A 25,129-nucleotide genomic window follows, 5' to 3' on the forward strand; every position below is an offset into this window, starting at 1 on the left:
GGGTGCCTGCAGACGAGCTGTTGGTCGACCCGGTCGCGGCCGCGCATCGACTGCTCGGCGCGACCCTCGTCAGCCGGGGCGTGCGCGCCCTCGTCGTCGAGGTGGAGGCATACGGCGGTGTTCCCGACGGGCCGTGGCCCGATGCCGCGGCGCATTCCTACCGCGGCCGCAGCGGCCGTAACGCCGTCATGTTCGGACCGCCCGGGCGGCTGTACACCTACCGCAGCCACGGAATCCATGTGTGCGCCAACGTCGCCTGCGGACCCGACGGGACGGCCGCTGCGGTGTTGCTGCGGGCCTGCGCGATCGAGGACGGCATAGAGGTGGCACGGCGAAGGCGCGGGGAACTGGTTCGCACGGCCGCATTGGCCCGCGGGCCGGGAAATCTGTGCTCTGCACTGGGAATCACCATGGACGACAACGGCATCGACGTGTTCGACCCGGCCGCCGCGGTGACCCTGCAACTGCGCGAACCGCTCACCGCCACCGCAGGCCCGCGCGTTGGCGTCTCCCAAGCCGCCGACCGGCCGTGGCGATTGTGGCTGGCGGGCCGACCCGAGGTGTCGGCCTACCGGCGCAGCCCGCGAGCGCCCGCACCCGGTGCCAGCGACTAAAGTCGTGCGCGATGTCTTCACAGTCTGCACCGATTCTGGACGAGTTGGGCTGGCGCGGATTGATCGCGCAGTCGACCGATCTGGACTCGTTGGCCGCCGAAACGCAGCGCGGCCCGATCACCGTGTATGCCGGTTTCGACCCGACCGCGGCGAGCCTGCATGCCGGGCATCTGGTGCCTTTGTTGGCGTTGCGCCGCTTCCAGCGCGCCGGGCACCGGCCGGTGGTCCTCGCCGGCGGGGCGACCGGCATGATCGGTGACCCACGCGAAGTGGGTGAGCGCAGCCTGCAGGAGGTCGACACCGTCGCCGAATGGACCGAGCGGATTCGCGGACAGCTGGAACGCTTCGTCGATTTCGACGACTCGCCGACCGGGGCGATCGTCGAGAACAACCTGGAGTGGACACAAGCCATGTCCACCATCGAATTCCTGCGTGATCTCGGAAAGCACTTCTCGGTCAATGTAATGCTCGACCGCGACACCATTCGGCGGCGTCTCGAGGGCGAGGGCATCTCCTACACCGAATTCAGCTACATGCTGCTGCAGGCCAACGATTACGTGGAACTGCACCGACGCCACGGCTGCGCACTGCAGATCGGTGGTTCGGACCAGTGGGGAAACATCATCGCCGGGGTGCGGCTGGTACGCCAGAAACTCGGTGCCACCGTGCATGCGCTGACGGTTCCCCTGGTGACGGCGGCGGACGGCACCAAGTTCGGCAAGTCCACCGGTGGCGGCAGCCTATGGCTCGACCCGCAAATGACCAGCCCCTACGCCTGGTACCAATACTTCATCAACACCGCCGACGCCGATGTCATCCGCTACTTGCGGTGGTTCACGTTTCTGTCGGCCGAGGAGTTGGCCGAGCTGGAACAGGCCACCGCCGAGCGTCCCCAGCAACGGGCCGCCCAACGCCGGCTGGCCACCGAATTGACCGTGCTGGTGCATGGGGAAGCTGCCACCGAGGCCGTCGAGCATGCCAGCCGGGCGCTGTTCGGACGCGGTGAACTGGAACGACTCGACGAGGCGACGCTGGCCGCCGCGTTACGCGAAACCGCCGTCGCGGAGCTGAAACCCGGGGCTCCCGATGGGATCGTCGACCTGCTGGTCGCCACTGGGCTGTCCGCGGGCAAGGGCGCGGCTCGACGCACGATCAGCGAGGGCGGCGTGTCGGTCAACAACATCCGCATCGAGTCCGACGAATGGACACCGCAGGGCAGCGATTTCCTGCACGGCCGCTGGCTGGTGCTGCGTCGCGGCAAGCGGAACGTTGCGGGGGTAGAACGCGTCGGTTAGCCGCTGCCCAAGGCGCCCACCGCGATCGAGGGCAGTTGGTCGTCGGCGGCTGCCACCGCGAACAGCGTTGCCGCGGAGTAGAAGGCGTCGTCGCTCATCAGGCCGCGGCAGGCCAGCTCGATTCGGTCCACCGGCGCGCCCCACCGGTGGCCGAAGAGTCGCTTGAGCTGCAACGGGTCCGGCCGATGCAGATTCAAATGCGGCTTCTGCCGGGCCAATTCGTCCCGCCTGGCCAACGCGTGCGCTGCGACGGCGCGCCATTCGGACAGCCGAGCATCCTGGCGCACCAGATCGAGAAAGTGCTGTGTGGCCGGCAACGACCGGGCGAAAAACAAAGTGCGGGTCGCTATTCGGGCCGACACTCCCACGGGGTCGGCTGCCAGCTCCTGCTCCTCGGCGGCGGTGAGCCAGTAGGAACGGATGGTGTCGGGGAAGCCGTCGCCGTCGATGACTCCGGTGGCCTCGGCGTAGCGGTGTGCCACGGTTTCCAAGGCTCGCTGGTAGGTGTCGGCGGTGACGTGTTCCACCGCCCGCCCGGCACGGTCGCGAACGCTGCTGTCGTCGTCGGGATGTATTGAGCGCCAATACCAGGCGGCCACTTGCTCCAGTGCCGGCAGATAGGCCCATCGATCCATCGCGCAGACACTGAGCAGCGATAAGACCTGTGCATCAGTGACTTTGACCACCGTGTCGCCTGCAGGTACAGGTGTCGGCGGTGCCCAGCGCTGTCGCCAACGCTCCGACCAGACCGTCGGAGGCGGGCCCGGCCGCACCGCGGCGGCGGGCGGACCGTGCAACACCTTGGCCAGGGCAAGCAGCGCGTCGGCATGTTTGACGTCGACTCGCATCGACCGCAATTGCGCTGCCAGGCTTCGACTTTCGGTCTCTCCTACCGCATCCAGTAGGCGCGTCCACGTCCGCATGGTGAACGGTGTGGCGCGGGCCGTCTCGATGAGGCGGTCGGCCAAGGCCGTGGACAGAACACCGGACTCGACCGCCCGCGCCACCGTGTGACGAATATTGACCAGTGCATCGACGAAGACCGGGTAGTCGTCATCGGGATCACCATGCACCATGCCCACTTCGTCGTCGGCTTCGAGCAGCCCGTCCCGGTAACCCTCGAAAACCCAGCCGTAGCCCTCCATTCCGAACGGGTGCAACTCGGCCGCCCGCAACGCGCCCATGCTCGACGAACCGACCACCCGCACACCGTCGGCGATCAGGGTGAGTAGTTCCTTGTGCCGCACCGATGCGTGCTGAAAAAACAAGCCGTCGACGATGAGCAGCGTGTCACCTGGCCGTAGCCCGTATCCCAACGCGTGACCGAAGGAGATCGGCGGCACCACTTCGGCGTTGGGAATGATCGCGTGGATGTCTGCGGCGCTGATCGTCGGGCCTGCGGTGACGACGACGCGTCCGGGGCCCGTCATGCTTCCTGCAGCGGGGTACGCATCGGTGACTTGATCGATGCCGCCAGTCCGGGGGCGACGGCCTTTACCACCGGAACGCAGGCGGCGGGGAAGTCACACACCACCGCCAGCGGTTCGGTGCCCGTCCGGGCGGCGATGGCGGTTGCGGCGGCCGCCAGCAGGTCGGCCAGGTTGTTGCTGTACTCGGCGCGCCAGGGTGTCGGGTCGGCGTCGGGCATCGCCTGCATCGACCGAGTGGCCGGGGCGTAGGTGTGCATGCGGGCGAACCGCTGATAGATCGCGGTCGGCAGGTCCTCGCGGGCGCCGCTGATGGCGGTCAGCCGTGATTGCGCGGCTTCGGTTATCGCGCGGGATAACGCCACGTTCGGGTCGTGGTGCAACCCGCTGCCGTTGAACGGCACTTCCATCATCGGCGAAGTCAATTCGGCGGCAAAACAATAGAAGCCGTCCCACGCGTCGATGCGGGCAATCTGCAATGAGCTGCCGGCCGATTCGACCATGTCGAACAACTGAGCGCAGTCGGACCGAATCGCTTCGCGTTGTGGCACACCGAACAACGTCGATCCCGGAATGGCGGTGGCTATGGCATGGCGCTCCATGATCTCGTACAGCGCGTGCAAGGTGGCCTCGTGATAGCTGTTGCCCGAAGCCAACCCCGTGGTGTCCATGCCGAACATCGGTGGGCCCCACGCGTCGGTGACGGACACGTTCACGACGGTGGCCAACCACGGCACCCAAGTACGACGGCCGGTCAGCAAGGTCGTGGCGACCATCCAATCGAGCTTGGCGCCAGCGTGATACAGGCTGCCGGCCGGGCGGTTGAGGTCAGCCGGGTCATAAGTCAGCTCGGCGGCGAGATCTGTTGTGGCCGTTGCTTTTAGATCAGGAGTGAGGTTCTCGACGTGCCAGTTCTCCAGGGACTCCATGACGGCGGAGACTTGTGCCGCCCGGTAGGTGGTGGCCTTGCCCTGGCTGACCGAGAGCGTCAGAGAGGCGGGTCGCACCGCCTGCACGGTAGGAATTCCGAGGTCGTCGAGCCACGTCAGGTCGGCAACCCGGGTGATGCCGGCTGGTTGCAGTAGCGGCTGGACAGCCTGCCAAGTCCGTTCCGGAGAGATGATGCGATGCGTGCCGGCCTGGTGGTCGATGGTCAGCGGATCGGCGTGGCCGAGGATGCGTGCCGGCCAGTGCGACCAATCCGGTCCGGCCAGGGCGGCGGTGCCTGGGCCTGGCAGTTCCGACATGGCCTCACGCTACTTAGGGGTGGGAAAAATGATCCAGCGGGATCTCATCGGGGGGGACGGGGGAGGGGGAACCGATGAGACCCCGCTGGGGGTCTGGGATGTTCGGCGGGGGTCTCACTTCGAGGGGGACTGGGAGGTGGTGAGACCCCCGCCGAGGTCTGGCAGCGAACGTCACTCGACGGCGTCATCGGCGCGGAACGCCGGAGCCGAGTAGGAGTTCTCGGTCTCGCAGAACAGAAGCTCGTGGGACATGTGGTCACCTCCTCACTTTCATGCGATCGGGAGCGGATCTGCGCTGAAACCGTTTTCCGCTTCGAGAACCATCATTGAGCCGATCGCAGCGCCCGGGTATCCCACAACCAGTTGATGGTCGGGTGGAATATCTGCTCCGCCAACCTGCCGAGCGCGGTGTCCACTGATCGGGGGACACCGCGGTGCCACCTTCGCGAAAACCCACCGCGTTAGCTGGTGCAGGCGCGAGACTGACGACACAACGCGCCACTGCCGAACCTTTACCGGACTGTGCGCAGAACGTGACTCTGGACAGGGAGTGTGGTCACGGTGCTTGGAACGTCACACGGTGCGTCATGGACTGCGGCAGCCTGGCGAGTACTGGGCGTGACTGCAGGGGCATTCGGCGTGTCGGCGGTCGTGGCGGCGCCGACGCATGCCGACATGATGGGCAACGCGTTTCTGACGGCCTTGAACAATGCGGGCATCCCTTACAGCCAGCCGGCCAGCACAATGGCGCTGGGCCGATCCGTCTGCCCCATGGTGGTCGAGCGGAACAGGACGTTCGAATTCATCACTGCCGAAATGGCCGAACAAACCGGGATGGCCCGCGACATGGCTGCCTCCTTCACCATCGTCGCGATTGCGACATACTGCCCCGCCGTCATCGCCCCACTCATGCCGCACCGGCTGCAGGCCTAGCACCGGAAGTGCACGCCGATCCCGCGTGCCCGTAACCTGACCAGGTGGTGGACGAACGGCACGGTCGCGGTAACGAGCGGCGTCCGCGATCGGCATCTGGCGAAGCGCCTCGGCGTCGGCCACGGAGCGAGCAGGACGGGCAGTGGTCCGGTCCCGGCCGGGCGCGAACGGCCCAACCGCGCAGCACTCCGGCGCACAGCGACCGCCCCACCGACAGCGGTCCGCCGATCCCGCCCGACATCGATGCCAGGCAGCTGGCGCCGGAAGTCCGCCGCGAACTGAGCACCTTGGATCGCGCGACCGCCGATGCCGTGGCGCGGCACTTGGTGGCCGCCGGGGAGCTGATCGACGACGACCCGCAAACCGCTCTCAGTCACGCACGTGCCGCGCGGGCCCGCGCCAGCCGGATCGCCGCGGTCCGTGAAGCCGTGGGAATCGCTGCCTACCAGGCCGGTGACTGGGCGCAGGCGCTGGCCGAATTGCGCGCCGCCCGGCGCATGGGCAGCAAGTCCCAACTCCTGGCGTTGATCGCCGATTGCGAACGGGGCCTGGGCCGTCCGGAACGGGCCATCGAACTGGCGCGCGGCCCGGAGGCTGCCCAGCTCACCGGTGATGACGCCGACGAGTTGCGCATCGTGGCGGCCGGGGCCCGCTCCGACCTCGGGCAGCTCGAGCAGGCGCTGACGGTGTTGTCCACCCCGCAACTCGACCCCAGCCGCACCGGCTCGACGGCAGCCCGGCTCTTCTACGCCTACGCCGACACCCTGCTGGCGCTGGGACGCACCAACGAAGCGCTGGATTGGTTCCTGCGATCGGCGGCCGCCGATGTCGAAGGCGTCACCGATGCCGAAGATCGCGTCAGCGAGCTTGGCTGACGTGACGCGCTCGCAGGGCATCAAGACACTCGCCCAGGAATACGACTGCCTGCTGGTGGATCTGGACGGGACGGTGTTTCGCGGCCACCAGCCCACCGATGGGGCGGTGGAGTCGCTGGATGCGGTCAACAGCCGGACGCTGTTTGTCACCAACAACGCCTCCCGCAGCGCCGACGAAGTGGCCGAGCACCTGCGCGAACTCGGATTCACCGCCACCGGGGATGACGTCGTCACCAGTGCCCAAAGCGCCGCGCATCTGTTGGCGGGTCAGCTGCCGGCCGGCTCCAAGGTGCTGATCGTGGGCACCGATGCGCTGGCCAACGAGGTCGCCGCGGCCGGTCTGTGCCCCGTGCACAACTACGACGACGATCCGGTCGCGGTCGTACAAGGCCTGTCGAAGACCGTCGCCTGGCCCGAGCTCGCCGAGGCGGCGCTGGCCATCCAGGCCGGTGCGGTGTGGGTGGCCGCCAACATCGACCCGACGCTGCCCACCGAACGAGGCCTGCTGCCGGGAAACGGGTCTCTGGTGGCCGCCTTACGCACTGCCACCGGGGCACAGCCGCAGGTGGCGGGCAAGCCGGGTCCGCAATTGATGAAGGATGCGGTCGGCCGCGGCGACTTCCGCAACCCGCTGGTGGTCGGTGACCGGCTGGACACCGACATCGAGGGCGCCAACGCCGCCGGTCTGCCCAGCCTGATGGTGCTGACCGGGGTGAACTCCGCTCGCGACGCCGTGTACGCCGAACCGGTGCACCGGCCCACCTACATCGGCCACGATCTGCGTTCGTTGCACCGCGACGGCGCCACGCTCGCGGTGGGATCGCAGCCGGGCTGGCACGTCGAGATCCAAGACCGGACCGTGACGGTGAGTGCGACGGGCGAAGACGACCGCGCCGACGATGACGGGCTGGCAATGGTGCGGGCGGTCGCCAGCGCGGTCTGGGACGCCGACTTCGACGAGCCCGACTTCGACATCGAGGGCGCCGACGACCAGGCCCGCGAGGGGTTGCGGCGCTGGTCGTTAATGCGCGCCGACTAGGCGACCACTAGCGTAGGGACCGCAATGACTATCGATCCGGACCAGATCCGCGGGGAAATTGAGGCGCTGCTGGCTCAACTTCCCGACGCCGCCGACAACCCGCCTTCGCTGAGCGAACTGGAAGACATCGCCCGCCGCCTCTCCGAGGCGCATGAGGTACTGCTGGCGGCGCTGGAGTCGGCGGAGAAGGGCTGAGTGGCCGCATGCCACGGCATGCCCGGGTTGACGCCGAGTTGGTCCGGCGGGGTCTGGCCCGGTCCCGTCAGCAGGCCGCCGAGTTGATCGGTGCCGGCAAGGTACGCATCGACGGCCTGCCGGCGGTGAAACCCGCCACCGCCGTGTCGGCGACCGCATCGCTGACGGTGAGCGCCGACGGCGAACGCGCCTGGGTGTCGCGGGGGGCGCACAAGCTGATCGGTGCATTGGACGCGTTCGCTCTTGACGTGCAGGGCCGTCGTTGCCTGGACGCCGGGGCGTCCACCGGAGGCTTCACCGAGGTCCTGCTGGACCGGGGCGCCGCACAAGTCGTCGCCGCCGACGTCGGGTACGGCCAGCTGGCCTGGTCCCTGCGCAGCGACCCGCGCGTAGTGGTCGTCGAGCGCACCAATGTGCGTCACCTGTCCACCGAGGCGATCGGCGGGCCCGTCGACCTGGTGGTGGCCGACCTGTCCTTCATCTCGTTGGCGACAGTGTTGCCCGCGCTGGTTGGCTGCGCTTCGCCCGGCGCGGATATCGTTCCCATGGTGAAGCCGCAGTTTGAAGTGGGCAAGGGCCAGGTGGGCCCCGGTGGGGTGGTTCATGACCCGCAGTTGCGGGCGGGGGCGTTGCTGGCCGTCGCGCGCAGCGCCGAGGCGCTCGGCTGGCACACCGTCGATGTCACCGCCAGTCCGCTGCCGGGCCCGTCGGGCAATGTCGAATACTTCCTGTGGTTGCGGGCCGAGACTGATCGGGCGCTGGCCGATGCGGCACTGGCCGACGCTGTGCGCGGGGCCGTCAAGGAGGGTCCGCAGTGACTGCTCAACGCACCGTCCTGATGGTCGTGCACACCGGACGCGAGGAAGCGACCGAAACCGCGCGACGTGTCGAAAAGGTGTTGAACGACAACGGCATCGCGATGCGCGCGCTGTCCGCGGAGGCCGTCGACCGAGGCTCGCTACGGCTGGACGACAACGACATGCGCGCCATGGGCGTCGAGATCGACGTCATCGACGCCGACCCGCAGGCCGCGGACGGCTGCGAACTGGTCCTGGTACTCGGTGGCGACGGCACTTTCCTGCGGGCGGCCGAACTGGCCCGCAACGTCGGCATTCCGGTGTTGGGCGTCAATCTGGGCCGCATCGGATTCCTGGCCGAAGCCGAGGCCGAGGCACTCGACCTGGTCCTGCAGCACGTCGTCGCCAAGGACTACCAGGTCGAGAACCGCATGACCCTCGACGTCGCGGTACGCCAAGGCGGCAAAACCATCGACCAGGGCTGGGCTCTGAACGAAGCCAGCCTGGAAAAAGGCCCGCGGTTAGGGGTGCTCGGTGTAGTCGTCGAGATCGACGGACGACCGGTATCGACGTTCGGCTGCGACGGCGTACTGGTCTCCACACCCACCGGGTCGACGGCGTACGCCTTCTCCGCCGGGGGTCCGGTCCTGTGGCCCGACCTGGAGGCGATCCTGGTGGTACCCAACAACGCTCACGCGCTGTTCGGCCGGCCCATGGTCACCAGCCCCGACGCCATCATCGCGATCGAGATCGAGGCCGGTGGACACGACGCCCTGGTGTTCTGCGACGGCCGCCGCGAGATGGTGGTGCCGGCGGGCAGTCGGCTCGAGGTCACTCGCTGCAACACGCCGGTCAAATGGGCCCGGCTGGACAGCGCGCCATTCACCGACCGGCTGGTGAAGAAGTTCCGGTTGCCGGTGACCGGGTGGCGCGGGCAGTAATGGCGTGCTGACGGAAATCCGAATCGAGTCGCTGGGCGCCATCAGCGTTGCCACCGCTGAGTTCGATCGGGGGCTGACGGTGCTCACGGGCGAAACCGGCACCGGTAAGACCATGGTGGTCACCGGGCTGCATCTGCTCGGCGGGGCGCGCGCCGACGCCACCCGGGTCCGGTCCGGAGCCGAGCGTGCGGTCGTCGAAGGTCGCTTCACCACAACCGATCTCGACGAGGCGACGGCCGCGCATCTCGGCGAGATTCTCGACGCGTCCGGCGCCGAACGGGACGAGGACGGCAGCGTCATTGCGTTGCGATCGGTCAACCGCGACGGGCCGTCGCGCGCCTACCTCGGCGGTCGCAGCGTGCCCGCCAAGTCGCTGAGCGGTTTCACCAACGAACTGCTGACCCTGCACGGGCAAAACGATCAACTGCGGCTGATGCGACCCGAGGAGCAGCGCGGAGCTCTGGATCGATTCGCGGCCGCCGGTTCGGCGCTGGAGCGCTACCGCAAACTGCGCGGCGCCTGGCTGTCGGCCCGCCGCGACCTCATCGACCGCCGTGACCGGGCACGTGAACTCGCCCAGGAAGCAGACCGGCTCAAATTCGCCCTCAACGAGATCGACACCGTCGACCCGCAACCGGGCGAAGACGACGCACTCGTCGCCGAGATTGTGCGCCTCTCTGAACTCGACACCCTTCGCGAAGCGGCAATGACCGCGCGCGCCGCGCTGGGCGGTGACTCGGACGACAGCGAGAGCCGTGCTGGCGCAACGGGTTTGGGTCAGGCTAAAGCGGCGCTGCAAGCGACCGACGATGCCACGCTGCAAGGCTTGGCGACCCAGATCGGGGAGGCGCTGACAGTCGTCGTCGATGCCATCGGCGAACTCGGCGCCTACATCGACGACTTACCCGCCGACGCCAGCGCCCTTGATGCCAAACTGGCCCGTCAAGCCGAACTGCGCACGCTGACCCGCAAGTACGCCGCCGACATCGACGGCGTTCTGCACTGGGCCAACCAATCCCGCGAGCGGCTTGCGCAACTCGATGTGTCCGAAGAAGGTTTGGCCGCCCTGGAGCGCCGTGTCGGCGAGCTAGGCGGTGAGTTGGCTTCAGCAGCAGTCGATCTGAGCAAGGTCAGGCGGAAGGCGGCCAAGAAGCTGGCCAAAGAAGTGACCGCGGAGCTGTCCGGTCTGGCGATGGCCGACGCCGAATTCACGATCGGTGTGACCACCGACCTCGCCGAACCCGACGATCCGGCGGCCCTGAAGTTGTCCACCGGAGAGCTGGTCCGCGCCGGGGCAGATGGCATCGACGTGGTGGAGTTTGGTTTCGCGGCGCATCGCGGGATGACGGTCTTGCCGCTGGCCAAAAGCGCGTCCGGGGGTGAGTTGTCCCGGGTGATGCTGGCGTTGGAAGTGGTGCTGGCGGCGTCGGCCGAGGGCACCACGATGGTGTTCGACGAGGTGGACGCCGGCGTCGGCGGCCGGGCCGCTGTGCAGATCGGCCGTCGGCTGGCCCGGCTGGCCCGCACCCATCAGGTCATCGTCGTCACCCACTTGCCGCAGGTCGCTGCCTACGCCGACGTGCATCTGATGGTGCACAGCACCGGGCGCAACGGCGCCAGCGGTGTGCGGCGGCTGACCAGCGACGATCGGGTAGCCGAACTGGCCCGAATGCTGTCAGGGCTGGGGGAGTCCGACAGCGGCCGGGCGCACGCTCGCGAACTGCTGGACGCCGCGCAGAAGGACGAGCTCTAACGTTCCCGCGTTGGGCGTCGACAGTGCACTGACGGCTTCGAGTGTGCTTTCAAGGCGGGGAATCGACGGCCGCTCAACCGTCACCGCACAGTTGATGCCGTGGGCGCACACTCGGCGCCGTCAGCGCACGCTCGGCCTCGATAGTGAACTGACGACTTCGAGTGTGCTTTCAAGGCGGGGAATCGACGTCCGCTCAACCGTCGGCGCACAGTCGAAGCCGTGGGCGCACGCTCGGCGCCGTGGGCGCACACTCGACGCCCCCACCGCACACTCGACGCCCCCACCGCACACTCGGCCTCGACAGTGCAATGACGGCTTCGAGTGTGCTCTCGGGTCGGGGAATCGACGTCCGCTCAACCGTCAGCGCACACTCGACGCCCCCACCGCACACTCGACGCCCCACCCCCGAAACCACCCCGTCACCAGACGCCCACACAACTGTGACTGCTGTGACTCTGGATAACTAATGAGGCGGATGTTACGGCGCGCCTACTCGCTCTAGCCGCGCTCCGCCGACAGAATCGGCCCTCATGAAGATGTCAGCGCTTCTGTCCCGTAACAACGATCGGCCAGGATTGGTCGGCACCGCCCGAGTCGACAGGAACATCGACCGACTGCTGCGCCGCGTCTGCCCCGGCGACATCGTGGTCCTCGACATCCTGGACTTGGACCGCATCACCGCGGACGCGTTGGTCGAAGCCGACATCGCCGCCGTGGTCAACGCCTCCCCGTCGGTCTCCGGCCGCTATCCCAACCTCGGCCCCGAGGTTCTGGTGAACAACGGCGTCACGCTGATCGACGAGACCGGCCCCGAAATCTTCAAGAAGGTCAAGGACGGATCCAAGATTCGCCTTTACGAAGGCGGCGTGTACTCCGGTGACCGGCGGCTGATCCGCGGCACCGAGCGCACCGACCACGACATCGCCGACCTGATGCGCGAAGCCAAGAGCGGACTGGCCGCACACCTCGAGGCATTCGCCGGCAACACCATCGAGTTCATCCGCAGCGAAAGCCCCCTGCTGATCGACGGCATCGGCATCCCCGACATCGATGTGGACATGCGCCGCCGGCACGTGGTGATCGTCGCCGAGGAGCCCAGCGCCGCTGACGATTTGAAGGCGCTCAAGCCGTTCATCAAGGAATACCAACCGGTGCTGATCGGCGTCGGCGTCGGCGCCGACGTGTTGCGCAAGGCCGGCTACCGGCCGCAGCTGATCGTCGGCGATCCCGACCAGATCAGCGCCGAAGTCCTCAAATGCGGCGCCCAGGTGGTACTGCCGGCCGACGCGGACGGCCACGCACCCGGCCTGGAACGCATCCAGGATCTCGGTGTGGGAGCCATGACCTTCCCGGCGGCCGGGTCGGCAACGGATCTGGCCCTGTTGCTGGCCGATCACCACGGCGCGGCATTGCTGGTCACGGCCGGTCACACCGCCAACATCGAGACCTTCTTCGATCGCACCCGCTCGCAAAGCAACCCCTCGACCTTCCTGACCCGGTTGCGGGTGGGGGAGAAGCTGGTCGACGCCAGGGCGGTCGCCACGTTGTACCGCAACCACATCTCTGGTGGCGCAATCGCGCTGCTGGCCCTGACGATGTTGATCGCCATCATCGTCGTGCTGTGGGTGTCTCGGACCGACGGTGTGGTCGTGCATTGGCTCATCGACTACTGGAACCGATTCACCCTCTGGATACAGCACCTGGTGAGCTAGGACGGTAGGTCATGATCTCGTTACGCCAACATGCTTTCTCGCTGGCAGCTGTCTTCTTGGCGCTGGCCATCGGCGTGGTACTGGGCTCCGGATTCTTTTCGGACACCCTGCTGTCCAGCCTGCGTAACGAGAAACGCGATATGGCCGCCCAGATCAACACCATCAACGACCAGCGCAACGTCTTGAACGAAAAGCTCAGCGCTGCAAACAATTTCGACAACCAGGTGCTGGGCCGGATCGTGCACGACGCGTTGGCCGGCAAGACAGTAGTGCTGTTCCGGACTCCCGACGCCAAAGACGACGACGTGGCGGCGGTCTCGAAGATCATCGGACAGTCCGGGGGCACGGTCACCGGCACCGTGTCGTTGACCCACGAGTTCGTCGAAGCCAACTCCGCGGAGAAGCTGCGGTCGGTGGTCAACTCGTCGGTCCTTCCCGCGGGCACGCAATTGAGCACCAAGCTCGTCGACCAAGGCTCGCAGGCGGGTGACCTGCTGGGCATCGCCTTGCTGGCCAACCCGAAGCCGGACGCGCCCGCCGTTGACGACACCCAGCGCGACACCGTGCTGGCAGCTCTACGCGAAACGGGCTTCATCACCTACCAACCCACCGACCACATGGCAGCGGCGAATGCCGCCATCGTCATCACCGGCGGGGGGCTGCCCGCCGACGCCGGCAACCAGGGGGTCAGCGTGGCGAGGTTCGCCGCCGCCCTGGCACCACACGGCTCGGGCACGTTGCTCGCCGGCCGGGACGGAGCGGCATCTGGAAGTGCCGCGGTCGCCGTGACCCGCGCCGACGCCGGTATGGCAGCAACCATCAGCACCGTGGACGACGTCGACGCCGAAGCCGGGCGGATCACCGCGATCCTGGGCCTGCATGATCTGGTCGGCGGCGGCCGCCCTGGCCACTACGGCACCGGTCACGGCGCCACATCGGTCACCGTGCCCCAGTAAGCCGCAGTCGGGCGTGTTAGCCACGGCAAAAGGCCGTGGATGTTAGGGTGGGTTTCCGTGGGTCGGCAGGCCCCAGCTGGTACAGGCTAGATTCGTCAAGCCCTGCCCGTCTTCACGGAGGTTGCTCATTGCGTAGGCACCCGCAAGCCGTCACCAAGCACCTCTTCGTCTCGGGCGGCGTTGCTTCCTCGCTCGGCAAGGGTCTCACCGCCAGTAGCCTCGGACAGCTGCTCACCGCACGCGGGTTGCACGTCACGATGCAAAAACTCGACCCGTATCTCAATGTGGACCCGGGCACCATGAACCCGTTCCAGCACGGCGAAGTCTTCGTCACCGAGGACGGCGCCGAGACCGACCTCGACGTCGGCCACTACGAGCGGTTCCTGGATCGCGATCTGTCCGGCTCGGCCAATGTCACCACCGGGCAGGTCTATTCGACCGTGATCGCCAAGGAGCGTCGCGGGGAATACCTCGGCGACACCGTCCAGGTCATCCCGCACATCACCGACGAGATCAAACGCCGCATCATGGCGATGGCCGAACCGGACGCCGGCGGCCACCGCCCGGACGTGGTCATCACCGAAATCGGCGGGACCGTCGGAGACATCGAATCGCAGCCGTTCCTCGAGGCCGCGCGTCAGGTCCGCCATGACTTGGGCCGGGAGAACGTCTTCTTCTTGCACGTCTCGTTGGTGCCTTACCTCGCTCCGTCGGGAGAACTCAAGACCAAACCCACACAGCACTCGGTGGCCGCCCTGCGCAGCATCGGTATCACCCCGGACGCGCTGATCCTGCGCTCTGACCGCGTTGTCCCCGAAGCGCTGAAAAACAAGATCGCGTTGATGTGTGACGTGGACATCGACGGCGTCATTTCCACCCCGGACGCGCCGTCGATCTACGACATCCCCAAGGTGTTGCACCGGGAGGAACTCGACGCCTTCGTGGTGCGACGGTTGAATCTGCCGTTCCGTGACGTCGACTGGACCGAATGGGACGATCTGCTGCGGCGAGTGCACGAACCGCATGAGACGGTGCGAATCGCGTTGGTCGGCAAGTATGTCGAGCTTTCCGACGCCTACCTGTCGGTCACCGAGGCGCTGCGCGCCGGCGGTTTCAAGCACCGCGCGAAGGTCGAGATCCGTTGGGTGGCATCCGATGACTGCGAGACGGCCCACGGCGCCGCTACGACACTGGGCGACGTGCACGGGGTGCTGATCCCCGGCGGATTCGGCATTCGGGGCATCGAGGGCAAGATCGGCGCCATCGCGCATGCCCGGGCCCGCGGCCTTCCGGTGTTGGGACTCTGCCTGGGCCTGCAATGCATCGTCATCGAAGCCGCCCGCTCGGTGGGTCTCGCCGAGGCCAACTCGGCCGAATTCGAGCCCAACACACCGGACCCGGTGATCTCCACCATGGCCGACCAAGAGCACATCGTGGCCGGTGAAGCCGACCTCGGTGGCACCATGCGCCTGGGCGCCTACCCTGCGGTGCTGCAGCCGGAATCCGTTGTGGCCCAAGCGTATCAAACGACGCAGGTGTCCGAACGGCATCGACACCGCTACGAGGTCAACAACGCCTACCGCGAGAAGATCGCCGAAAGCGGGCTGCGCTTCTCCGGCACCTCACCCGACGGTCATCTGGTTGAGTTCGTCGAATACCCACCCGAGCAGCACCCGTTCGTGGTCGGCACCCAGGCGCACCCGGAACTCAAGAGCCGTCCCACCCGCCCGCACCCCTTGTTCGTTGCGTTCGTCGGAGCGGCCCTCGACTACAAGGCCGGCGAACTGCTGCCGGTGGAAATCCCCGAGCACGTCTCCAACGGCAACCAGCATCGAGAAGGCGTCAGCCAGCCGCTACCTGAGCCCGCAACCCGTGGCTGAACACGACTTTCAGACCATATCGTCCGAAACCCTTTATCAGGGCGCCATTTTCGCGCTGCGCCGCGATCAAGTGCGGATGCCGGGCGGCAATGTCGCCAAGCGGGAAGTGCTCGAACACTATGGGGCGGTCGCGGTCGTCGCGATGGACGACGACAACAACATTCCAATGGTCTACCAGTATCGCCATACCTACGGTCGGCGCCTGTGGGAACTGCCTGCTGGGCTTCTGGACGAGGCGGGTGAGCCGCCGCAGGAAACCGCCGCCCGCGAACTCAAAGAAGAGGTCGGTCTGCAGGCCAGCACCTGGCAGGTGCTCGTCGACGTCAACACCGCACCGGGCTACAGCGACGAATCGGTGCGGATCTATCTGGCCACCGGTCTGGCCGAAGTACAGCGTCCCGACGCGCACGACGAAGAAGCCGACATGACGATGCGCTGGTTTCCCATCGCCGAGGCGGCGCATCGCGTGTTGAGCGGCGAGATCGTCAATTCCATTGCCATTGGCGGGATCCTGGCCGCCTACGCGGTTGTGACCGGCTCCGCCCAGGCGCGTCCCGTCGACACCGCGTGGGTCGACCGGCCCACAGCGTTCATGACCAGAAAGAATCAGAAGAAAGAGCAGTGACAGCGCCGACGCTGCAGACACAGTTACAGGGCTATCTCGATCACCTGACCATCGAACGCGGGGTGGCGGCCAACACGTTGAGTTCCTACCGCCGCGATCTGCGCCGCTATTCAAAACATCTGGAAGAACGCGGTATTCACGACCTGGCCAAGGTGGGTGAGGACGATGTCAGTGAGTTCCTGGTGTCGCTGCGGCGCGGAGACCCCGAAGCCGGAGCGGTCGGGCTGTCGGCGGTGTCGGCGGCGCGGGCGCTGATCGCGGTACGCGGACTGCACCGCTTCGCCGCCGCAGAAGGGCTCGCGGAATTGGATGTGGCCCGCGCGGTTCGGCCGCCGACGCCGGGCCGGCGGTTACCCAAGAGCCTGTCACTCGACGAAGTGTTGGCTCTGCTGGAAGGGGCCGGCGGTGAAGACGCGTCCGACGGCCCACTGACTTTACGCAACCGCGCGCTGCTGGAGTTGCTGTACTCGACCGGGGCGCGGATTTCCGAAGCGGTCGGCCTCGACGTCGACGACATCGACACCCAGGCCCGGTCAGTGTTGTTGCAAGGCAAGGGCGGCAAGCAGCGACTGGTGCCGGTGGGTCGGCCCGCCGTGCAGGCGCTGGACGCTTACCTGGTGCGGGGGCGCCCGGATCTGGCCCGTCGCGGCCGCGGCACGCCGGCCATTTTCCTCAATGCGCGCGGTGGCCGCTTGTCGCGACAAAGCGCGTGGCAGGTTCTGCAGGATGCGGCCGATCGGGCAGGCATCACCTCGGGCGTGTCACCCCACATGCTGCGGCACTCGTTCGCCACGCATCTGCTCGAGGGTGGCGCCGATGTGCGTGTCGTGCAAGAGCTTTTGGGCCACGCGTCGGTGACAACGACGCAGATCTACACCTTGGTCACCGTGCACGCGCTGCGGGAAGTGTGGGCCGGAGCCCATCCGCGCGCCACCTAGGCGGTGCCCAGGTATTCCGACTCGAGCACCAGGTCGGACACCAGGGACTGATATTCCAGGTGCGCTTTGTGCTCGACGGTGTTCCACGCCTTGCCTTGCTGCTGACGCATGAATTCGCGGTACTTCGGCGCGCCGGGCACCCGGACGTTGTCGGCGACCACGATGGAGCCCGGATGGAGCCATCCTCGCTGCACAATGCTTTTCAGGTCCGTCAGGTACGCGTTCTTGTCGTGGTCGAGGAAGACGAAGTCAACCGCACCGGCGGTGAACCCGTGCTCATGGGCCAACGCGTCGAGGGTGCGCCCACCGTCGCCGAGGGTGCCGACCACACACGTCACCCGATCGGCCACGCCGGCGTGCTCCCAGATGCGCCGGGCATTGGCTGCATTCGCCTCCGCCAGCTCGACCGAGTACACCTTGGCGGCCGGCGCCGCCCTGGCGATGCGTAGCGCGCCGTAGCCCACATAGGTGCCCAATTCGAGAGCCAGCGCCGGTTGGGCGCGGCGCACTGCGGCGTCGAGCAGCTGTCCCTTCTCGTCGCCGACGTTGATCAGCATGGATTTCTCGTAGGCGAACTTGTCGATGGTGGCCAGGACATGATCGATGTCTCCGACGCGGGCGTGCCGGAGAACATAGTTCACCGCGGCCGCCTCTCGGCCGTCACCGATCTGGCCGGTTGTGGTGATGTTGCGGTTCCCGGCGGCCATCCGCCAGACCGACCACCGCAACACCGGGAAGCGTGCTTTCAGGCTCACGAGGTCACCTTACGTAGGCCCGTGGTCTGGAGTCGACAGCTTCGGCGGTTGCCTGCGGGTCTCCCTGCGCAGGCGGAACGAGCCGTTAGACTTTCCTGCGATGCCCACCTCGACGCCCGTCACCATTAGCCGGGCATGACCGACGACCCGGACAGCGCCATTGAGATCGGCCTGACCGGCAGGCCGCCGCGGGCGATCCCTGACCCCCAACCGCGGACCTCGCACGGCCCGGCCAAGGTGGTCGCGATGTGCAACCAGAAGGGCGGAGTCGGGAAGACCACGTCCACGATCAACCTGGGTGCCGCGCTCGCCGAATACGGCCGCCGCGTGCTGCTGGTGGACATGGATCCGCAGGGCGCGCTCTCCGCAGGCCTGGGCGTGCCGCACTGGGAGCTGGACAAGACCGTCCACAATCTGCTGGTCGAGCCGCGAGCATCGATCGAACACGTGCTACTGAACACCCGGGTGAAGAACCTGGATCTGGTGCCCAGCAACATCGACCTGTCGGCCGCCGAGATTCAGTTGGTCAACGAAGTGGGCCGAGAGCAGACGCTGGCCCGGGCGCTACACCCCGTGCTGGACCGCTACGACTATGTGCTGATCGACTGCCAGCCGTCGCTGGGGCTGCTGACCGTCAACGGCTTGGCCTGCGCCGACGGAGTTGTGATCCCCACCGAGTGTGAGTTCTTCTCGCTGCGCGGTCTGGCGTTGCTCACCGACACCGTCGACAAGGTGCGCGACCGGCTCAACCCGAAACTGGACATCAGCGGAATTCTGATCACCCGCTACGACCCGCGGACCGTCAACTCCCGGGAGGTGATGGCGCGCGTGGTGGAGCGGTTCGGTGACCTGGTGTTCGACACCGTGATCACCCGGACGGTGCGGTTCCCCGAGACCAGCGTCGCCGGTGAACCCATCACGACGTGGGCGCCCAAGTCGGGTGGCGCCCTGGCTTACCGCGCGCTGGCTCGCGAGTTCATCGACCGATTCGGCATGTGACCGCCGGCACCCACGGTCAGGCGGCGTCCGGGAACGGTTACTCGGATGGCTTCCGCGTTCGGCTGACCAACTTCGAAGGGCCGTTCGATCTGCTGCTGCAGCTGATCTTCGCCCACCGCCTCGACGTCACCGAGGTGGCGTTACACCAGGTCACCGACGACTTCATCGCCTACACCAAAGCGATCGGGGCGCAGCTGGACCTGGACGAGACGACCGCATTCCTGGTGGTTGCCGCGACTCTGCTGGACCTCAAGGCGGCTCGCTTGCTGCCGGCCGGTCAGGTCGACGACGACGAAGACCTGGCCCTGCTGGAAGTGCGCGATCTGCTCTTCGCCCGGCTACTGCAGTACCGCGCCTTCAAGCACGTCGCCGAGATGTTTGCCGAGCTGGAAGCCACCGCGCTGCGCAGCTATCCCCGCTCCGTGTCGCTGGAGGACCGCTTCGCCGGCCTGCTTCCCGAGGTGATGCTGGGCGTCGACGCGACGCGATTCGCCGAGATCGCCGCCGTCGCCTTCACGCCGCGCCCGACGCCGACGGTGGCCACCGGGCACCTGCATGACCTGCAGGTCTCGGTGCCCGAGCAGGCCAAACACATCTTGGCGATGCTGCAAACGCGCGGCACCGGCGAGTGGGCGTCGTTCTCGGAGCTGGTCGCCGACTGCACCGCGCCGGTCGAGATCGTCGGGCGGTTCCTGGCGCTGCTCGAACTGTATCGGTCCCGGGCGGTAGCATTCGACCAGTCAGAGCCCCTTGGCGTGCTCCAGGTTTCGTGGACCGGCGAACGGCCCCCTACCACCGGCGATGAGGAGGAGCGGCGCTCATATGAGCGACCAGACCAGTGATCAGGATCTGGGCATCGACATCGCTGAGCCCGCAGAGATGGACCCCGACGAGCTCGGCCGGGTGCTCGAGGCGCTGCTGCTCGTGGTCGACACGCCGGTGACCGCCGAGGCGCTGGCCACCGCTACCGAACAACCGGTCTACCGCGTCGACGCCAAGCTGCGGGTCATGGCCGACGAATTCACCGAACGTGACAGCGGTATTGACCTGCGTCAGACCGGTGAGGGCTGGCGGCTCTATACCCGCGCCCGGTTCGCCCCCTACGTCGAAAAGCTGTTGCTGGACGGCGCACGCAGCAAGCTGACCCGCGCCGCGCTGGAAACCTTGGCGGTGGTCGCCTACCGCCAGCCGGTCACGCGAGCGCGGGTAAGCGCGGTGCGTGGGGTCAACGTCGACGCCGTCATGCGCACGCTGCTGGCTCGTGGGTTGATCACCGAGGTCGGGCTCGACGAAGACAGCGGCGCGATGACGTTCGCGACTACCGAACTGTTCTTGGAGCGGCTGGGGCTGACCTCTCTAGCCGATCTGCCCGACATTGCTCCGCTGCTGCCCGACGTCGACACCATCGACGATCTGAGTGAATCCCTAGACAGCGAGCCACGTTTCATGAAACTCGGCGGCGCCCAGCGCTCGGATCAGCCGCTGACCTTCGACGTGGACCGCGAGTGATTAGCGACGCGGAAGAGCCGCGCGGAACTCGTCTGCAAAAGGTGTTGTCCCAGGCCGGGGTTGCCTCCCGGCGCGCGGCCGAGCAGTTGATTATCGAGGGCCGCGTCGAGGTGGACGGAAAGCTGGTGACCGAGTTGGGCACCCGGGTCGATCCCGATGCCTCGGTCATACACGTTGACGGTGCCCGGGTCGTTCTCGACGATTCGCTGGTGTATCTGGCGCTGAACAAGCCGCGTGGCATGCACTCGACCATGTCCGATGACCGCGGTCGGCCCTGTATCGGTGATCTGGTCGAACGAAAGGTGCGCGGCCACAAGAAGCTTTTCCATGTTGGGCGGTTGGACGCCGACACCGAAGGGTTGATCCTGCTGACCAACGACGGGGAACTGGCACACCGGTTGATGCACCCGTCGCACGAAGTGCCGAAGACCTATCTGGCGACGGTGGCGGGGACGGTGCAGCGGGGACTGGGCAAGAAATTGCGGGCCGGAATCGAATTGGAGGACGGTCCGGTGCGCGTCGACGATTTCGCGGTGGTGGACGCCATCCCGGGCAAGACGCTGGTGCGGGTCACCTTGCACGAGGGACGCAACCGGATCGTGCGCCGAATGCTCGCGGCGGTCGGATATCCGGTGGAGACGTTGGTGCGCACCGACATTGGACCGGTCACGCTCGGCAACCAGCGCCCCGGCAGCTTCCGGGCGCTGGGCCGGGATGAGATCGGCCAACTCTACAAAGCGGTGGGATTGTGAACGGCATCGTCGTTGCCATAGACGGTCCGGCCGGAACCGGAAAGTCCTCGGTTTCAAAGAGTTTGGCGCGTGAACTGGGCGCGCGTTACCTGGATACCGGTGCGATGTACCGGATGGTGACCCTGGCAGTGCTACGAGCCGGCGTCGATCCGGCGGATTCCGCGGCGGTCGAGGCGCTTGCGTCGACCGTGCAGATGTCGGTCGGGTACGACCCCGAAGGCAGTTGCTTTTATCTTGCGGGAGAAGATGTTTCGTCGCAGATTCGCGGTGACGATGTGACCCGGGCGGTGTCGGCGGTATCGGCCATCCCGTCGGTGCGCACCAGACTGGTCGACATCCAGCGCGCCTTGGCCGACGGCCCGGACAGCGTCGTTGTCGAGGGTCGCGACATCGGAACCGTGGTGCTTCCCGACGCGCCGGTGAAGATCTTCTTGACCGCGTCGCCGGAGACCCGCGCCAAGCGCCGCAACGACCAAAACGTCGCGGCCGGTTTGACCGACGACTATGACGGCGTGCTGGCCGACGTGCGCCGCCGCGACCATCTGGATTCCACCCGGGCGGTGTCGCCGCTGCGCCCCGCGTCGGATGCGGTGATCGTCGACACCAGCGAGATGACGGAAAGCGAAGTGGTGGCTCATCTGCGGGATCTGGTGATGCAGCGAAGTGAGGCAGTCCGGTGAGTCAGGACGGCACCTGGTCAGACGAAAGCGAATGGGAGCTCGACGATTCCGAGTTGGCCGAGCTGGACGAGGCGGGTCCGGCACCGGTGGTGGCGGTCGTCGGGCGGCCCAACGTGGGGAAGTCGACCTTGGTCAACCGCATACTGGGCCGCCGCGAGGCGGTGGTTCAAGACGTTCCCGGTGTCACCCGCGACCGGGTGTCTTACGACGCGTTATGGACCGGGCGCCGATTCGTCGTGCAGGACACCGGGGGATGGGAGCCCGACGCGAAGGGCTTGCAGCAGTTGGTGGCCGAGCAGGCGTCGGTCGCGATGCGCACCGCCGATGCGATCATCTTGGTGGTAGATGCCACCGTCGGCGCCACCTCCGCGGACGAGGCCGCCGCCCGCATCCTGGTTCGGTCGGGCAAGCCAGTGTTCCTGGCGGCCAACAAGGTTGACAGCGAGCGCGGCGAGGCCGACGCCGCCGCATTGTGGTCCTTGGGTCTGGGTGAACCCCATCCCATCAGTGCCATGCATGGCCGCGGTGTGGCTGACTTGCTCGACGAAGTCCTGGTCGCGTTGCCTGAGGTGGGGGAGAAGGCTACGGGCGGTGGCGGCCCGCGGCGGGTGGCGTTGGTCGGAAAACCCAACGTGGGCAAGAGCTCTCTGCTGAACAAGCTGGCCGGTGACGAGCGGTCGGTGGTGCACGATGTTGCCGGCACGACAGTCGATCCGGTGGATTCGCTGATCGAGCTGGGCGGCAAGGTGTGGCGCTTCGTCGACACCGCGGGTTTGCGTCGCAAGGTGGGCCAGGCCAGCGGGCACGAGTATTACGCCTCGGTGCGCACGCACGGTGCCATCGACGCCGCTGAAGTCGTGATCGTGCTGATCGACGCCTCGCAGGCGTTGACCGAACAGGACCAGCGGGTGCTGTCCATGGTGATCGAATCCGGGCGCGCGCTGGTGCTGGCCTTCAACAAGTGGGATTTGGTCGACGAGGATCGTCGCGAGCTGCTGGAACGAGAAATCGAACGTGAGCTGGTGCAGTTGCGCTGGGCGCAACGGGTGAACATCTCCGCCAAGACCGGCCGCGCGGTGCAGAAGCTGGTGCCGGCGATGGAGACCGCGCTGGCGTCGTGGGACGCGCGCATCCCGACGGGTCCGCTGAACACCTGGATCAAGGAAGTAGTCGCGGCCACCCCGCCGCCGGTACGCGGCGGCAAGCAGCCCCGCATTCTGTTCGCCACCCAGGCCACGGCACGCCCGCCTACCTTTGTCCTGTTCACCAGCGGGTTCCTCGAGGCGGGCTACCGGCGTTTCCTGGAGCGACGGCTGCGCGAGACGTTCGGGTTCGAGGGCAGCCCGATCCGGATCAACGTCCGGGTGCGCGAGAAGCGCGGCGCCAAGCGCCGCTAAGTCTTGGGCTCGGGCGCCCAGCTGGCGTCGAGTGTGCGCCCACGGTTTCGAGCGTGCAGCCACAGCGGGATCTCGGCGTTTTCGCCGCCCTGGACACACAGTCGAGGCCATGGCCGCACACTCGCCGGTACTGAGCCGGCCGTGCGGTAGGCTTTCGACCTGCTGCCGATGATCAGGCGGCACCGGGCTGTGGCGCAGTTTGGTAGCGCACTTGACTGGGGGTCAAGTGGTCGCAGGTTCAAATCCTGTCAGCCCGACCGTGTCCTGTCTCGGGACATCGTTGACGGGTGTCCCGAGACATGGTTTACACCTGGTCCCGGTTTTCTGGGCTGTTTCCGCATTTGACGCCGCGTGGTTGGTAGTCGCGGGTCGGGTCGAGGATGAGTTTGCGGATGAGCTGGCCGGTGTTGCGGTCGAGGACGCGAATGTTGAGGTCGTCGATGAGAACGGTGACTTTGGTGCCGGTGCGTCGTTTGCCAAGGCCGATGTGGTGCAGGCGGCTGTTGTATCGGACGGTGATGACGCCGGCGGCGTCGATGATGTCGGTGCGTACGCGGCAGTGGGCGGGGATGAGGTAGCCAGACGGTGTGGCTTTGGGGCGGGCGTTGAATGCCTGGATGGGGGTGGTTCTGTTGATCGCGCGGTGGGGGCGCACGGTGTTGTAATACTCGGTGAATTCGTCGAGCCGTTGTTGGAGCTGGGTCAGTGTAGTGGCGGGATGGGCTGTGAGCCATCGCTTTTGGGTTTGGTGGAAGCGTTCGACCTTGCCGCAGGTCTGGGGATGGTAGGGCCGTGAATTCAGGTAGCGCACGCCCAGTTCGCCGAGGGTGATTTGCAGGGAGGTGCGTCCGCCCCGGCGCGGCGCGGCGGTGAAGATGGCGCCGTTGTCGGTCAGTACCGAGGCTGGTGGACCCCAGCGGGTGAAGGCGGTGGTGAAGGCAGCGGTGACGTCAGGGCCGTTGATGGTGTGGCGGGCCAGGCTGGTGATGTCGAGGCGGGAGTGGTCGTCGATGATGTTGAGGATTTCGGCGCCGCCGCCGTGAGCGAGGTGCCAGTGGGTGGTGTCGGCCTGCCAACATTGGTTGGGTAGTTCGGCGGCAAAGCGTTTCCACGAGGAGCGGGGGCGTTTGTGGGGTTGGGGTGTGATGAAACCTCGGCGTTTGAGGATTCGCCAGATCGTTGATATGGCAGGCACATTTATGAGGCTGGGATCGGTGGCCAGGTGGGAGGCGATGGTGTCGGCGCCGGCGTCGAGACCGCGTTTGGTCAGGGTCTTGCGTAGCCGCACGATGCGCTCCTCGACCTCGGTGGTGACAGCCTGCGGGCTGTGGTGGGGTCGCCGTGACCGGGAGATGAAGGCGGCGTCGCCTTCGGCCTCGTAGCGTTTGCACAGTTGCTGGACCCATTGTCGGGAGACGCCGTAGTCGCGGGCCACGGCGCTTTTGCTGCGTCCTTCGAGGACCACGGCAGTGATGACGAGCTGCGCCTTCGACATGGCTGACCTCCCGATGTGCAGAAGTGTCAACTATGTCGCGAGACAGCTGCCAACTATGTCGAGAAATCACACACTGTCAGCCCGACCGAACAACACACAGGTAGACGCCTGTAGGCCGTTTCCACCCGCGTCGCCGTGCGCCGAGCAGCTCCGTGTCGAGACGCAGCGCGACGGCGCAGAACCAGCACTCTTCTCAACCCCTCTGTTGCGGATACCCAAGCATTTGCGGGCACGGCTGCATGAGACGGCAGCGGCACAAGTGGGTAGACAACGCACTAGCGCGCCCGACGCGCCGATTTGCAAACCAGGTCAGTA

At 66.8% G+C, this 25,129-nt stretch carries 24 protein-coding genes and 1 tRNA gene; 21 read left to right on the top strand and 4 right to left on the bottom strand.

Translation table 11 applies throughout. The features are described from left to right. Positions 1-2 precede the first annotated feature (2 nt). Together I2456_RS12345 and tyrS are read left to right on the top strand one after the other, a co-directional pair. Positions 3-614 carry a DNA-3-methyladenine glycosylase gene (locus tag I2456_RS12345; protein ID WP_085073106.1) on the top strand — a complete coding sequence of 204 codons (612 nt, stop codon included), beginning with the start codon at positions 3-5 and terminating at the stop codon, positions 612-614. Positions 615-625: 11 nt separating this feature from the next. Continuing rightward, positions 626-1,909 carry a tyrosine--tRNA ligase gene (gene tyrS / locus I2456_RS12350; protein ID WP_085073105.1) on the top strand — a complete coding sequence of 428 codons (1,284 nt, stop codon included), beginning with the start codon at positions 626-628 and terminating at the stop codon, positions 1,907-1,909. Here tyrS and I2456_RS12355 read toward each other — a convergent pair. Together I2456_RS12355 and I2456_RS12360 are read right to left on the bottom strand one after the other, a co-directional pair. Beyond that, positions 1,906-3,339, bottom strand: coding sequence for a TfuA-like protein (locus tag I2456_RS12355; protein WP_085073104.1), 1,434 nt, complete (start codon positions 3,337-3,339; stop codon positions 1,906-1,908). The genes tyrS and I2456_RS12355 overlap by 4 nt on opposite strands. Beyond that, positions 3,336-4,583 carry a YcaO-like family protein gene (locus I2456_RS12360; RefSeq protein WP_085073103.1) on the bottom strand — a complete coding sequence of 416 codons (1,248 nt, stop codon included), beginning with the start codon at positions 4,581-4,583 and terminating at the stop codon, positions 3,336-3,338. Before I2456_RS12360 ends, I2456_RS12355 begins: the two co-directional genes overlap by 4 nt. Before the next feature lie 618 nt (positions 4,584-5,201). Between I2456_RS12360 and I2456_RS12365 the strand changes: the two genes are divergently transcribed. The 12 genes from I2456_RS12365 (at position 5,202) to xerD (ending at position 17,227) form a co-directional block, all read left to right on the top strand. Then, positions 5,202-5,516: a DUF732 domain-containing protein gene (locus tag I2456_RS12365; RefSeq protein ID WP_371869924.1), complete on the top strand. Its 315-nt coding sequence runs from the start codon at positions 5,202-5,204 to the stop codon at positions 5,514-5,516. Positions 5,517-5,560: 44 nt separating this feature from the next. After that, positions 5,561-6,391, top strand: a complete 831-nt coding sequence (locus I2456_RS12370) for a tetratricopeptide repeat protein (protein ID WP_082965724.1) — start codon at positions 5,561-5,563, stop codon at positions 6,389-6,391. A 19-nt stretch (positions 6,392-6,410) separates the two neighbouring features. Then, positions 6,411-7,430, top strand: coding sequence for an HAD-IIA family hydrolase (locus tag I2456_RS12375; RefSeq protein ID WP_085075425.1), 1,020 nt, complete (start codon positions 6,411-6,413; stop codon positions 7,428-7,430). Between the two features lie 24 nt (positions 7,431-7,454). Then, positions 7,455-7,625 (top strand): hypothetical protein, encoded by a 171-nt coding sequence (locus I2456_RS12380; RefSeq protein WP_116645642.1) that lies wholly within the window; start codon positions 7,455-7,457, stop codon positions 7,623-7,625. Between the two features lie 8 nt (positions 7,626-7,633). Further along, positions 7,634-8,443, top strand: a complete 810-nt coding sequence (locus tag I2456_RS12385; RefSeq protein ID WP_068029907.1) for a TlyA family RNA methyltransferase — start codon at positions 7,634-7,636, stop codon at positions 8,441-8,443. Beyond that, the gene (locus tag I2456_RS12390) at positions 8,440-9,363 is read left to right on the top strand and encodes an NAD kinase (RefSeq protein WP_082952199.1); all 924 of its coding nucleotides are present in this window, start codon (positions 8,440-8,442) and stop codon (positions 9,361-9,363) included. Before I2456_RS12385 ends, I2456_RS12390 begins: the two co-directional genes overlap by 4 nt. A gap of 4 nt (positions 9,364-9,367) precedes the next feature. Then, a complete protein-coding gene (recN, locus tag I2456_RS12395; RefSeq protein WP_085075423.1) occupies positions 9,368-11,116 on the top strand; it encodes a DNA repair protein RecN in 1,749 nt (582 codons plus the stop codon). Between the two features lie 530 nt (positions 11,117-11,646). Next, positions 11,647-12,828 (top strand): putative cytokinetic ring protein SteA, encoded by a 1,182-nt coding sequence (gene steA, locus I2456_RS12400; RefSeq protein WP_068159075.1) that lies wholly within the window; start codon positions 11,647-11,649, stop codon positions 12,826-12,828. 11 nt (positions 12,829-12,839) lie between these two features. Then, positions 12,840-13,784, top strand: a complete 945-nt coding sequence (locus I2456_RS12405) for a copper transporter (protein ID WP_085075422.1) — start codon at positions 12,840-12,842, stop codon at positions 13,782-13,784. Between the two features lie 128 nt (positions 13,785-13,912). Further along, a complete protein-coding gene (locus I2456_RS12410; RefSeq protein WP_068029896.1) occupies positions 13,913-15,664 on the top strand; it encodes a CTP synthase in 1,752 nt (583 codons plus the stop codon). Then, positions 15,657-16,289 (top strand): NUDIX domain-containing protein, encoded by a 633-nt coding sequence (locus tag I2456_RS12415; protein ID WP_085075421.1) that lies wholly within the window; start codon positions 15,657-15,659, stop codon positions 16,287-16,289. Before I2456_RS12410 ends, I2456_RS12415 begins: the two co-directional genes overlap by 8 nt. Next, positions 16,286-17,227 carry a site-specific tyrosine recombinase XerD gene (gene xerD / locus I2456_RS12420; RefSeq protein ID WP_068159068.1) on the top strand — a complete coding sequence of 314 codons (942 nt, stop codon included), beginning with the start codon at positions 16,286-16,288 and terminating at the stop codon, positions 17,225-17,227. The genes I2456_RS12415 and xerD overlap by 4 nt, the downstream gene beginning before the upstream one ends. On the opposite strand, the gene I2456_RS12425 is transcribed toward xerD, so the two are convergent. Beyond that, complete coding sequence (locus I2456_RS12425) at positions 17,224-17,982, bottom strand: O-methyltransferase (RefSeq protein WP_085075420.1); 759 nt, start codon at positions 17,980-17,982, stop codon at positions 17,224-17,226. The two genes, xerD and I2456_RS12425, sit on opposite strands and share 4 nt — an antisense overlap. A 135-nt stretch (positions 17,983-18,117) precedes the next feature. On the opposite strand from I2456_RS12425, the gene I2456_RS12430 reads away from it, so the two are divergent. The 7 genes from I2456_RS12430 (at position 18,118) to I2456_RS12460 (ending at position 23,576) form a co-directional block, all read left to right on the top strand. Beyond that, positions 18,118-18,981 carry a ParA family protein gene (locus tag I2456_RS12430; RefSeq protein ID WP_068159052.1) on the top strand — a complete coding sequence of 288 codons (864 nt, stop codon included), beginning with the start codon at positions 18,118-18,120 and terminating at the stop codon, positions 18,979-18,981. Next, positions 18,969-19,823, top strand: coding sequence for a segregation/condensation protein A (locus I2456_RS12435; RefSeq protein WP_139823315.1), 855 nt, complete (start codon positions 18,969-18,971; stop codon positions 19,821-19,823). The genes I2456_RS12430 and I2456_RS12435 overlap by 13 nt, the downstream gene beginning before the upstream one ends. Next, positions 19,804-20,490: an SMC-Scp complex subunit ScpB gene (gene scpB, locus I2456_RS12440; RefSeq protein WP_085075418.1), complete on the top strand. Its 687-nt coding sequence runs from the start codon at positions 19,804-19,806 to the stop codon at positions 20,488-20,490. Before I2456_RS12435 ends, scpB begins: the two co-directional genes overlap by 20 nt. Further along, on the top strand, positions 20,487-21,242 hold the full coding sequence (locus I2456_RS12445; RefSeq protein WP_139823314.1) for a pseudouridine synthase: 756 nt from the start codon (positions 20,487-20,489) through the stop codon (positions 21,240-21,242). Before scpB ends, I2456_RS12445 begins: the two co-directional genes overlap by 4 nt. After that, entirely contained in the window at positions 21,236-21,922 is a 687-nt protein-coding gene (gene cmk / locus I2456_RS12450) for a (d)CMP kinase (RefSeq protein WP_085075417.1), read from the top strand. Before I2456_RS12445 ends, cmk begins: the two co-directional genes overlap by 7 nt. Further along, positions 21,919-23,319 carry a ribosome biogenesis GTPase Der gene (der, locus tag I2456_RS12455; protein ID WP_085075416.1) on the top strand — a complete coding sequence of 467 codons (1,401 nt, stop codon included), beginning with the start codon at positions 21,919-21,921 and terminating at the stop codon, positions 23,317-23,319. The genes cmk and der overlap by 4 nt, the downstream gene beginning before the upstream one ends. A gap of 183 nt (positions 23,320-23,502) precedes the next feature. Continuing rightward, a tRNA-Pro gene (locus I2456_RS12460) sits at positions 23,503-23,576 on the top strand. Positions 23,577-23,623: 47 nt separating this feature from the next. Here the strand turns inward: I2456_RS12460 and I2456_RS12465 are convergent. Further along, the gene (locus I2456_RS12465) at positions 23,624-24,814 is read right to left on the bottom strand and encodes an IS481 family transposase (protein ID WP_085072847.1); all 1,191 of its coding nucleotides are present in this window, start codon (positions 24,812-24,814) and stop codon (positions 23,624-23,626) included. Positions 24,815-25,129 lie beyond the last annotated feature (315 nt).

Origin of the sequence: Mycobacterium kubicae (assembly GCF_015689175.1) — a bacterium.
GTDB classification, from domain to species: domain Bacteria; phylum Actinomycetota; class Actinomycetes; order Mycobacteriales; family Mycobacteriaceae; genus Mycobacterium; species Mycobacterium kubicae.